Source organism: Micromonospora sp. ATA51 (genome assembly GCF_016802855.1).
Lineage (GTDB): Bacteria > Actinomycetota > Actinomycetes > Mycobacteriales > Micromonosporaceae > Micromonospora > Micromonospora sicca.
The window spans coordinates 1-11109 of record NZ_JAEVHJ010000223.1 but is presented as its reverse complement, the minus strand read 5'-3'; the positions used below and the strand labels follow the sequence as shown (position 1 = coordinate 11109).

Annotated in this window: 8 protein-coding genes and 2 pseudogenes; 6 read left to right on the top strand and 4 right to left on the bottom strand. The window is 74.3% G+C overall.

What is annotated here, in order from left to right:
* Together JNW87_RS26920 and recG are read left to right on the top strand one after the other, a co-directional pair.
* A pseudogene (locus JNW87_RS26920) lies at positions 1-1021 on the top strand (Dak phosphatase); the annotation flags it as partial.
* Positions 1018-3217: pseudogene (gene recG, locus JNW87_RS26915) on the top strand (ATP-dependent DNA helicase RecG). The pseudogenes JNW87_RS26920 and recG, both read left to right, overlap by 4 nt.
* Positions 3218-3526: 309 nt before the next feature.
* Here recG and JNW87_RS26910 read toward each other — a convergent pair.
* From JNW87_RS26910 to ctaD, 4 genes are read right to left on the bottom strand one after another with little or no spacing between them, the layout of a single operon-like run.
* Positions 3527-3895: a cytochrome c oxidase assembly protein gene (locus JNW87_RS26910; RefSeq protein ID WP_238454647.1), complete on the bottom strand. Its 369-nt coding sequence runs from the start codon at positions 3893-3895 to the stop codon at positions 3527-3529.
* A complete protein-coding gene (locus tag JNW87_RS26905) occupies positions 3883-4275 on the bottom strand; it encodes a hypothetical protein (RefSeq protein WP_109802777.1) in 393 nt (130 codons plus the stop codon). Before JNW87_RS26905 ends, JNW87_RS26910 begins: the two co-directional genes overlap by 13 nt.
* On the bottom strand, positions 4275-4904 hold the full coding sequence (locus JNW87_RS26900; RefSeq protein WP_109802776.1) for a cytochrome c oxidase subunit 3: 630 nt from the start codon (positions 4902-4904) through the stop codon (positions 4275-4277). The genes JNW87_RS26905 and JNW87_RS26900 overlap by 1 nt, the downstream gene beginning before the upstream one ends.
* A gap of 4 nt (positions 4905-4908) precedes the next feature.
* A complete protein-coding gene (gene ctaD / locus JNW87_RS26895; RefSeq protein ID WP_238454646.1) occupies positions 4909-7887 on the bottom strand; it encodes a cytochrome c oxidase subunit I in 2979 nt (992 codons plus the stop codon).
* Positions 7888-8020: 133 nt separating this feature from the next.
* Between ctaD and ccsA the strand changes: the two genes are divergently transcribed.
* The 4 genes from ccsA to JNW87_RS39800 form a co-directional block, all read left to right on the top strand.
* Positions 8021-8779 carry a cytochrome c biogenesis protein CcsA gene (ccsA, locus tag JNW87_RS26890; RefSeq protein WP_201749725.1) on the top strand — a complete coding sequence of 253 codons (759 nt, stop codon included), beginning with the start codon at positions 8021-8023 and terminating at the stop codon, positions 8777-8779.
* Entirely contained in the window at positions 8776-9186 is a 411-nt protein-coding gene (locus JNW87_RS26885; RefSeq protein WP_109802773.1) for a cytochrome c maturation protein CcmE, read from the top strand. The genes ccsA and JNW87_RS26885 overlap by 4 nt, the downstream gene beginning before the upstream one ends.
* Positions 9176-10867, top strand: coding sequence for a heme lyase CcmF/NrfE family subunit (locus JNW87_RS26880; RefSeq protein ID WP_255544385.1), 1692 nt, complete (start codon positions 9176-9178; stop codon positions 10865-10867). Before JNW87_RS26885 ends, JNW87_RS26880 begins: the two co-directional genes overlap by 11 nt.
* Positions 10858-11109 (top strand): cytochrome c-type biogenesis CcmF C-terminal domain-containing protein (locus tag JNW87_RS39800; protein ID WP_309234059.1); only part of this gene is annotated, 252 nt, incomplete at its 3' end. The genes JNW87_RS26880 and JNW87_RS39800, both read left to right, overlap by 10 nt.

Below are 11109 nucleotides of genomic sequence, written 5' to 3'. Positions count from 1 at the left end.
ACGCGCTGGTCGAGGTGATCACCGGGAGAGCCCGCAGCAGCCGGCGCCCGCGCCGCCCACGGTCCCGTCCGCCGGCCACGGCCGTCCGGGAGACCGGCTCGTCGGAGTACGCGTACGAGGTGCAGTTCCTGCTCGACGCCGGGGCGGAGGCGGTCGCGCGGCTGCGCGCCGAGCTGGACGCGCTGGGCGACTCGCTGGTGATCGTCGGCGACGGCGGTGACGGCGGCGGCACCTGGAACGTGCACGTGCACGTCAACGACGTGGGTGGGGCGATCGAGGCGGGGGTGGTGGCCGGCGGCCGCACCGGATCTCGGTGACCCGCTTCGCCGACCAGGTGGCGCCGGCCCCGCCCCCGCCGATGCTGCGGCCGGACGGCCGGGCGGCCGTGGTCGTGGCGGCCGGTGCCGGCATCGCCGAGCTGTTCGGCGCCGAGGGCGCCACCGTGGTGCCGGGCAACCCGTCCACCGGCGAGCTGCTGGACGCGATCCGGGCCACCGGCGCCGCCCGGGTGGTGGTGCTGCCCAACGACCCCAACACCCAGTCGGTGGCGAGCGCCGCCGCCAAGGAGGCCCACCGACTCGGCGTCAAGGTCAGCGTGGTGCCGACCCGGTCCCCGGTGCAGGCCCTCGCGGCCCTCGCCGTCCGGGATCCGGGCCGGCGGTTCGAGGACGACGTGATCGCCATGGCCGAGGCGGCCGGCGCCTGCCGGTACGCCGAGGTCTGCCACGCGAGTCGGGAGGCGCTCACCGTGGCCGGGCCGTGCCGGCCGGGCGACGTGCTGGCGCTCGTCGAGGGGGAGGTGCACCTGATCGGGGCGGACCTGCTCGACACCTGCACCGCCGTGGTGGACCGGATGCTCGGCGGCGGTGGCGAGCTGGTCACCCTGCTGTGCGGGGCGGACGCCCCGGCCGGGCTGGCCGACCGGGTACGCGAGCACGTGGCACGGGCCTGGCCGTTCGTCGAGGTCCAGGCGTACGAGGGCGGGCAGCCGCACTATCCGCTGCTGCTGGGGGTGGAATGACGAGCGAGCCGGCCACCATGGACACGCCGCTGAAGAAGCTGGTCGGGGAGAAGACCGCGAAGGCCCTGGCGAGCCACCTGGACCTGCACACCGCCGGCGACCTGATCTACCACTTCCCCCGCCGGTACGACGAGCGGGGCGAGCACACCGACATCCGGTCGCTGGACGTGGGCGAGCAGGTGACCGTGCTGGCCCAGGTGCAGCGCACCGCGGTGCGGCCGATGCGGCAGCGGCGGGGCAACCTGCTGGAGGTGACCGTCGGCGACGGCTCCGGCGGGGTGCTCACCCTCACCTTCTTCGGCAACCAGGCGTGGCGGGAGCGGGAGCTGCGCCCCGGCCGGTGGGGCCTGTTCGCCGGCAAGGTCACGGAGTTCCGGGGCAAGCGGCAGCTCAACGGCCCGGAGTACGTGCTGCTCGGGGAGGGCGGCGACGGCGAGGCGGCGGCCAACGAGGAGGTCGAGGAGTTCGCCGGCGCGCTCATCCCGGTCTACCCGGCCGCCGCCGCGGTGCCCACCTGGGTGATCGCCCGCTGCGTCCGGGTGGTGCTGGACACCTTCACCCCGCCGGAGGACCCGCTGCCGGCGACCGTGCGGGCCGCCCGCAACCTGATCGGCATCGACACGGCGCTGCGCGAGATCCACCGGCCCTCCAGCAAGGAGGAGCTGTACCGGGCCCGCCGGCGGCTGAAGTGGGACGAGGCGTTCGCGGTGCAGCTCACCCTGGTGCAGCGCAAGCACCGGGCGGCCGACTGTCCGGCGAAGGCCCGGCCGCCGCGGGACGGCGGACTGCTCGACGCGTTCGACGCCCGCCTGCCGTACGAGCTGACGCCCGGCCAGCGGTCCGTCGGCACGGAGGTCGCCGCCGACCTGGCCACCGCGCACCCGATGCACCGGTTGTTGCAGGGCGAGGTCGGCTCGGGCAAGACGGTGGTGGCGCTGCGGGCCATGCTCCAGGTGGTCGACGCCGGCGGTCAGGCGGCCCTGCTCGCCCCGACCGAGGTGCTCGCCGCCCAGCACTACCGGGGCATGCTCGACCTGCTCGGCCCGCTCGCCCGGGCCGGCGAGCTGGGCGCCGCGACGGCGCACCCGGGTGGAACTGGTCACCGGCTCGCTCGGCGCGGCGGCCCGGCGGCGGGCACTGGCAGAGGTGGCCGAGGGTCGGGCCGGCATCGTGCTGGGCACCCACGCGCTGCTCTACGAGGGGGTCGACTTCGCCGACCTGGGCCTGGTGGTCGTCGACGAGCAGCATCGGTTCGGCGTGGAGCAGCGGGACGCGCTGCGCGCGAAGGCCGACCAGCCGCCGCACGTGCTGGTGATGACGGCCACCCCGATCCCGCGCACGGTCGCCATGACCGTCTACGGCGACCTGGAGATCTCCACCCTCTCCCAGCTCCCGCAGGGCCGTTCGCCGATCGCCTCGCACGTGGTGCCGGCGGCCGAGAAACCCGCGTTCCTCGACCGGGCGTGGCGCCGGCTGCGCGAGGAGGTCGCCGCCGGGCACCAGGCGTACGTGGTGTGCCCGCGGATCGGGGAGGGGCCCGCTTCGGAGGAGGAGCCGCCCCGGGAGGACGACAACGGGCGGCGGCCGCCGCTGGCCGTGACGGAGGTCGCCCCGCTGCTCGCCGAGGGGCCGCTGCACGGGCTGCGGATCGGGGTGCTGCACGGGAAGCTCCCGGCCGACGAGAAGGACGCGGTGATGCGGTCCTTCGCCGCCGGTGACCTGGATGTGCTGGTCGCCACCACTGTGGTCGAGGTGGGCGTGGACGTGCCCAACGCCACCGTGATGATCGTGCTCGACGCCGACCGGTTCGGCGTCTCGCAGCTGCACCAGCTGCGCGGGCGGGTGGGCCGGGGTTCCGCCGCCGGGCTCTGCCTGCTGGTGACCGAGGCGATGGAGGGTTTGCCCGCCCGGGAACGGCTGGACGCGGTCGCCTCCACCACGGACGGTTTCAAGCTCGCCGAGCTGGACCTGGAGCAGCGCCGGGAGGGCGACGTGCTGGGCGCGACCCAGTCCGGTCGCCGCTCGCACCTGCGACTGCTCTCGCTGCTGCGGGACGCCGACCTGATCCGGGACGCCCGGGCCGAGGCGATCGCCCTGGTCGAGGAGGACCCGGAGTTGCTCCGGCATCCGGCGCTGGCCGCCTCGGTCGCCGCCCTGGTCGACGAGGAACGCGCGGAGTACCTGGAGAAGGGCTGACCGCCTCCGCGAGCGGAGCGGCGGGGCCACGGGGCGTGCGCTGCGGACCGATGTGAGTGCGCTCCCTGTGGAGCTGATGTCGTCAACGATTCAGGGCGTGCACCGTCCACATGATTCGTTGCCGACATCAGCTTCGTAGCGGGCGCGGACCGTACCTGGGTGCCGGGAACCGCCGCCGTGGTCGGTGAGCTGAGCGCCGGCTCGGCGAGTGCGGTGGCCGGCCCGGATGCGGCGGGCGGTCGCATGGACGGGGACAGCGCGAGGGCGCGCCGACCGGCTGGTCGACGCGCCCCCGTCAGTTGCGGTGGATCAGGCGGTGAAGCGGATCCGACGACGTCGTGCCACGACGAAGAGCACCGCGCCGGCCGCCAGCAGCGGCCCCGCCACCAGCAGGAGCAGCATGTGCTGCGCCATGTGCCCGGCGAACGAGGACTCGGCCAGCTCGTGCACCGGACCCTGGTCGGCGGCGAGCACCGTCAGCACCCCGACGCCGAACGCGGCGACCCGCCAGCCGGGCACGACCCGCCCGACGCCGCGCCGGGCCCACAGCTCGTGGACGCCCCGCCCGTAGCCGGCCACCAGCAGGCAGAGCGTGACCACCGCGAGCATGGTCAGCAGGCCCTCGGCCACCGGATCCTGACCGGGCTGGTGGGCCCGGTACGCGGTCAGCCCTGACATGGCGGCAGCACCAGCACGGCGACCCCGCCGAGCACGATGATGGCCAGGAACAGGAGGTTGGACCAGACGCCGACCACGGCGAGCATCCGGGACCGGCCGAACGCCCGGTCGTCCTCGCCGGCCCGCCGGGTCCGCCGCCACACCAGCGCGGCGACCAGCAGCGACCCCACGGTGAACAGGGCCGGGATCACCACCGCGAGCCCGACCGCCTGCCAGAGCGGTACGGCGGCGACGCGCTCGGAGCCGGCGGCGCAGGCGAGCTCGTCCAGGCCCCAGGCGGCGAACACGTGCACCCCCCAGGCCACCGCGCCGCCGAGCACGCCGTACCAGAGCAGCAGCCCGCCGGTCAGGCGCGCGTGCGGACCGGGTCGGGTGGTCATCACAGCCGCGGGGAAAGGTAGATGGTGAACAGGATGGCAACCCAGACCAGGTCCACGAAGTGCCAGTACATCGCGGCGTTGCGAACCCGTTCGTGCCGGTGGGAGCCGAAGCTGCCGCCGCGCAGGGAGGCGGCCAACAGCCAGCCGATCATGGTCAGCCCGACCATGACGTGCAGCCCGTGGAAGCCGGTGATCAGGTAGAACAGCGAGCCGTACGCGTCGGTGGTCATGGTGAACTGAGTCAGCTTCTCGGCGTACTCGCTGGCCTGCAGGGCCAGGAAGGTCACCCCGAGCACCATGGTGGCGGCCAGCCCGGACTGCAGTCGCCAGCGCTGGCCCTGTCGGATGCCCCGCTCCGCCCACACCACCGGCAGGCTGCTGGGCACCAGCACCGCGGTCATCACCAGGGGCGTGAGCAGCTTCGGGGCCTCGATGCCGGCGGGCGGCCACGTCGGGCCGTACTGGAAGCGGAGGTAGAAGTAGCTGCCGAGCAGGCAGGCGAAGAGGGTGGCCTCGGTCGCCACGAACATCACCATGCCCCACCAGCCGGCGGACCGGCCGACCGGCAGTTCGGTGCTCAGCGCCTCGGCGCCGGTGGCCGCCGCGACGACCCCACCACGGTCGCTCACCCGGTCACCCCCAGTTCCTCGTCGGGGCGGCGGGGCGGCCAGAGCCAGACCGCGATGGTCGCGACCACCGCCAGGGCGGCGACCGCCGCGCCGGGTACCAGGCGAGGAGCATCGAGGTGAAGAAGATCAGCAGCGCGCCGGCCAGCACGAGTGGCTTAAGGGTGGACTCCGGCATCTGCACCGCCCGTTCGGGGTGCGCGTCGAGCTCGCTGGTGACCAGGGTGCGCCGCCCGTCGCTGAGGATGCGGTCCGCGGTGGCGCCGGCGCCCAGGGACTCGGCGGTCCGCTCGTCCCACGCGGGGTGCAGGCTGTGCACGCGGGGCAGGGCCGGGAAGTTGTACGGCTCGGGCGGCGAGGCGGTGGACCACTCCAGGCTGTCGCCCTCCCACGGGTCCGGCGGCGCCGGCCGGCCGCGACGGACCGCGTGCACCACGCCGACGAGCACGAGCAGCAGTCCGACGGCGAGCAGGTACGACCCGAGGGTGCTGACCAGGTTCCACCCATCCCAGCCGGGCTCGCTGCGGTAGGTGTAGACCCGCCGGGGCATGCCGAACAGGCCGTACAGGTGCATCGGGAAGAACGTGACGTGCATGCCGGCGAAGACCAGCCAGAAGGCCCAGCGGCCCAACCGCTCGTGGTACATCCGCCCGGTGATCTTCGGCAGCCAGTAGTAGATGCCGGCGAGCATCGGGAAGACGGCCCCGCCGATCAGCACGTAGTGGAAGTGCGCCACCACGAAGTAGGAGTCGGTGACCTGCTGGTCGAACGCGGTCACCGCGAACATCGCGCCGGTGAACCCGCCGAGCACGAAGGTCACGACGAAGCCGATGACGAACAGCAGCGGCACCCGCAGGACGAGCCGGCCCAGCAGCATGGTGGCCAGCCAGGCGAAGATCTGGATGCCCGACGGGATGGTGATGATCGTGCTGGCCGCGCTGAAGAAGCTGTATGACAACTGCGGCAGCCCGGTGGCGAACATGTGGTGCACCCAGACCCCGAACGAGATGATCGAGATCGACACGATGGACAGCACGATCAGCGGGTAGCCGACCACGCCGCGCCGGGTGAACGCGGGCAGCACGGCGGAGACGATGCCCAGCGCGGGCATGACGATGATGTAGACGTCGGGGTGCCCGAAGATCCAGAAGAGGTGCTGCCAGAGCAGCACGTTTCCGCCCGCGGACGGGTCGAAGAAGTGGGTGCCGAACCGGCGGTCGAGGAAGAGCATCAAATTGTCCGCGTTCAGCGCCGGCAACGCGAAGATCACCATGAACGCGGTGGCGACGATCGCCCAGACGAACAGCGGCACCCGGTTGAGCGACATCCCGGGGGCGCGCAGCTTGAGCGCGGTGACGATGAAGTTGATCGAAGCGGCGGTGGTGGAGATGCCGAGGAAGAGCAGCCCGAGCGCGTAGACGTCCATGTGCAGGCCGGGGTTGTGCTGCTCCTGGTTGAGCGGGGCGTAGGCGAACCAGCCGTTGTTGGGAGCGGCGCCGAAGGGCAGGCTGGCCCACATGAAGAGGCCGGCGAAGAGGAACACCCAGTAGCCGAAGGCGTTCAACCTCGGGAAGGCCATGTCCCGGGAGCCGATCATCAGGGGCACCAGGAAGTTGCCGAAGCCGAAGAGCATCGGGGTGGCGAACAGGAAGATCATCGCGGTGCCGTGCATGCTGAAGAGCTGGTTGTACTCCTGCGGCGACACCACGCCCGCCTCGGGCCGGGCGAGCTGGGTGCGCATCACCAGGGCGCTGAGGCCGGCGAGGACGAAGAAGAACCCGGCGGTGACCAGGTAACGCCGGCCGATCCGCTTGTGGTCGACGGTGCTGAACCAGCCCCGCAGCGAGGGGCGCTCGGCCCAGTGTTCCGCCAGCCGCGCCAGGTCCTGCGCGCTGACGCCGGGCGGCGGTGTGGTGGTCGTGGACATCGCTTCTCCTCCCCGACCTACTCCAGCGACCGCAGGTACGCGATGAGGTCGGGCAGTTCCGCGGCATCGACCGGCTGTGGGGGCATCGCGTTGCCCGGCTTGACCGTCTGGGCGTTGGCGATCCATCCGCCCAGGTGGCCGGCGTCGTTGGGCACCGCGCCGGCGCCGAGCTCCACCGGGAGCCCACGTTCGACAGGTCCGCCCGACCCGGCCCGCGGCGCCGGTGCCCCGTACCGCGTGGCAGGCGGCGCAGGTGCCCTGCACGAAGGCCTGCCGGCCGCGCCGCTCGGCGTCGGTCCGCGGCTCCCGGGCCGGGGCGTCGAGCCGGGCCAGCCAGGCGTCGAAGTCGGTGCGTGGTTGCGCCACCACCAGGAAGGCCATGTGGGCGTGCTGGGTGCCGCAGTACTCGGCGCACTGGCCCCGGTAGCTGCCGGGCCGCTCCGCGCGCAGCCAGGTCTCCCGGGTTTCGCCGGCGATCAGGTCGGTCTTGGGCATGAGCTGCGGCACCCAGAAGCTGTGCAGCACGTCGTCGGTGCGCAGCCGCACCTTGACCCGCTCCCCCACCGGGATGTGGATCTCGTTGGCGGTGGCTCCCGAGGCGCCCGGGTACCGCACCTCCCACCACCACTTGTGGCCGGTCACCTCGACGGTGGGGGCGTCCGGCCCGGGACCGTCGCCCAGCGCGGCGAGGTCACGCAGGCCCACGCCGTAGACGACGACGAGGATCACGAACGGCAGGCCGGCGCCGGCGATCGTGACGAAGCGCAGCGGCTGACCGTGCCGCACCCGGGCGTTGCCCCGCCGGAACACCAGCGCCCAGGCCAGCAGGGCCATGACCTCGGCGAAGACGGCCACGGAGATCCAGAAGAGCAGCCACCAGAGGCCGGCGACGCGGGTCGCCCCGGCCCCGCCGGGATTCAGGGCGGACGGTGCGTCGCCGGCGCAGCCGGCGAGCAGGAGCGGGCCGGACAGCGTGGCCAGCACCGGAAGACGGCGCGGCAGCCCACGCCGCCGGGCATCCCGGGCGGCGCCCATGGTCAGGCCCGCTGTCTTCTCCACCGGGAGGGACATTAGACGGTTCCAGATGGTTCCAATGCTTTTGCGCGATATGGGGGGTACGAGCGGTTGAGGAGCTTATGGTGAACGCGCAGCGAACCCAGCCGGCAAGCGCCCGGGCGCGGACAGGGAGATCATGCGAGCCTCCACGGTGGATCTCGTCGCGGACACCGCCAGAGCGGCCGCCGGCCGCCGGACGATGGCCTGGACCGCCGCGGGGCTCGCCACGGCGGCGACCGTGGCGGGCGGCTGGCTCGCCCCACCCGACGCGGTGCAGGGCTCGGCGCAGCGACTGATGTACCTGCACGTCCCCGCCGCCTGGGTCGGCTACGCCGCGTTCGCCGTCGTGCTCGCGGCCAGCGGCGCCTACCTCCTCGGCGGCGACCTGCGCTGGGACCGGTTCGCCCGGGCCGGCGCGGAGATCGGGGTGGTGCTGACCGCCGTCGCCATCGCCACCGGCTCCCTCTGGGGGCACCTGGTCTGGGGCACCTGGTGGGCGTGGGACCCCCGGCTGGTCAGCACCGCACTGCTGCTGCTCGCGTACGCCGGCTATCTGGCCCTGCGCCGCGCGCTCGGCGAACGGACCGACGGGCGCGACGGGGACGACCACCGGGTGGCGCGCCCGGCGGCGCTGGTCGGCATGGCGGGCTTCCTGCTCGTTCCGGTGGTGCACTTCTCCGTGGTCTGGTGGCGGTCGCTGCACCAGCAGGCGACCGTGTTCGCCCCGCAGCGCCCGCCGATCGACTCCCGGATGGCTCTCGCCCTGCTGCTCGCGGTCGCCGCCGCGACGCTCGCCGCGCTCTGCGTCCTGCTGCACCGGGTCGTCCGGCTGGAGCGCCGGCTCGCCGCCGACACCCCCCGCACGGCCGAGCGCGTCCCGGCCCGGGTCGGATGAACCGCCGCCGCACCGGCCGGACGGCCGTCGTCGTCGTGCTCCTCGCCGCCGGCGCGCTGCTGGTGACCGGCGCGCTGCGCGGCACCCTCACCTACTACCGCACCCCGGGCGAGGTGCTGCGCGACCCGGACGCGGCTCGGGACCGGGTACGCCTCGGCGGGGAGGTGGTGCCCGGGTCGCTGCGCCGCGACGGCGACCTGGTGGTGTTCCGCCTCGCCGAGGGCGGCCAGGCGATCACCGTCGAGCAGCGCGGCGGGCCGCCGGGGACCTTCCGGGAGGGCGAGGGGGCGGTCGTCGAGGGCACCCTGTCGGCGGACGGGACGTTCCGCGCCGACCACGTCGTGGTCCGACACGGCAACGAGTACCGCCCGTCCACCGCCCCGGTGGAGCCGGTCGATGCTCGGTGAGCTCGGCACGTCGAGCCTCACCGTCGGGCTGCTCTGCGCCACGCTGACCGCCCTGCTCTGGCTGCGGGTGGCCCTGTTCGGCGCGCCCACCCGACCGGCCCGACTGGCCACCGCCGCGACCCTGGCCGCCGCCGTCGTCGCCTGCGGCGTGCTGGAGGCGGCCCTGCTCCGGCACGACTTCAGCGTCCGGTTCGTGGCCGAGAACGGCGGACGCCGGGTGCCGCTGTACTACACGGTGACCAGCCTCTGGTCCGCCCTGGACGGGTCGTTGCTGCTCTGGCTGCTGGTCCTCGGCGGGTACGCGGTCCTGCTCGCCGGCCGGCGGTACCCGGCCCGGCTGCACGCGTACGCGATGGCGGTCGTCAGCGCGGTGACCGTGTTCTTCTTCGCGCTGTCCTGCTTCGCCGCGAACCCGTTCCGCGCGGTGGATCCGGTGCCCGCCGACGGTCCCGGGCCGAACCCGCTGCTGCAGCAGCACCCGGCGATGGGGGTTCATCCTCCCCTGCTCTACGCCGGCTACATCGGCCTGGTCGTGCCGTTCGCCTTCGCGCTCGCCGCGCGGCCGGCCGGGCGGGAGGGAGGCGGCTGGCTGCGGGTGGCCCGGCCCTGGGCGCTGGCCGCCTGGGCGGCGCTGACCGCCGGCATCGGGCTCGGCGCCTGGTGGTCGTACGCGGTGCTGGGCTGGGGTGGCTACTGGGCGTGGGACCCGGTGGAGAACGCCTCGCTGCTGCCCTGGCTGACCGCCACCGCGTTCCTGCACACCGCCCCGGGTCGGGGCGCCCGCCGGGCCGGGTGGAACCTGGTGCTGGCCTGCGCGAGCTTCGTGCTGGTGCTGCTCGGCACGTTCCTCACCCGGTCCGGCGCCGTGGCCAGCGTGCACGCCTTCACCGACTCGCCGCTGGGCCCCATGCTGCTCGGCTTCGTGCTGCTGGCGGTCGTCGCGTCGACGGTCCTGACCGGGTGGCGGGCCCCCGAGCCGGCGGGCCGCACCCCGTCGCCAGTGCTGTCCCGCGACACCGCCGTCCTGGTCAACGGCGTGCTCCTGGTGACCATCGCGGCGGTGGTGCTGATCGGCACGATCTTCCCGCTGCTCTCCGGCCCGCTCGGCGGCGTCCGCACCTCGGTCGGCCCGGACTACTACCAGCGCACGGCGGTGCCGCTGGCGATCGTGGTGCTGCTGGCGATGGGGGTGACGCCGGCCCTGCGGGTCCGCGACCGGGGCGCGGCGCTGCGGCGGCTCGCCGTACCGGCCGGCGTGGCGCTGGCCACGGTCGCCGTGGTGGGTCTGCTCAGCCGGCCCGGCCTGCCCGCGCTCACCGCCTTCGGCACCGCCGCGTTCGTGCTCACCGGCCTGGCCGGGGAACTGCCGGACCGGCTCCGCCGGCCCGCCCGGGGCCGGCTCGCCGGGCTCGTCGCGCACGCCGGGATCGCGTTGGTCGCGGTCGGCGTCGCCGGATCCTCGGCGTACGGCCGGGACGCCGAGCGGACCGTCCGGGCCGGCGAGAGTCTGCGGGTGGGTGACGTGAGCGTCCGCCTGGTCGGGGTGGACCGGAGGGGCGACGGCGGCGCCATGGCGGTGCACGCCCGGCTCCGGCTCTCCGGCGCCGGCGGCGCGGAGCGGACCGTCACCCGGCGCTGCGCTACCACCCGGCCCGGGACACCGCCGTCACCGTGCCGGTGATCGAGACCGGGTTGCTCCGGGACACCTACGTCACCCTGATCGCGGTCTCCCCCGACGACGGCAGCGCGACGCTGCGGCTCGCGGTCAACCCGCTGGTCGGCCTGCTCTGGGCCGGCGGCGCGTTGACGGCCGTTGGCGGACTCGGGTCGGCGATCGGCGCGGCCCGCCCGCGGCGACGGGCCGGGACGCCCGGCGAGGAGGCCCGACCGGCGTCCGTCGGCGTCCACGCCGGAGCCGCGGGA

Coding starts and splice junctions, on each gene's coding strand:
- JNW87_RS26905 (WP_109802777.1), bottom strand. CDS start 4,275: ATGACCACCCGACCCGGTCCGCACGCGCGCCTGACCGGCGGGCTGCTG.
- JNW87_RS26910 (WP_238454647.1), bottom strand. CDS start 3,895: ATGTCAGGGCTGACCGCGTACCGGGCCCACCAGCCCGGTCAGGATCCG.
- JNW87_RS26885 (WP_109802773.1), top strand. CDS start 8,776: ATGAACCGCCGCCGCACCGGCCGGACGGCCGTCGTCGTCGTGCTCCTC.
- JNW87_RS26880 (WP_255544385.1), top strand. CDS start 9,176: ATGCTCGGTGAGCTCGGCACGTCGAGCCTCACCGTCGGGCTGCTCTGC.
- ccsA (WP_201749725.1), top strand. CDS start 8,021: ATGCGAGCCTCCACGGTGGATCTCGTCGCGGACACCGCCAGAGCGGCC.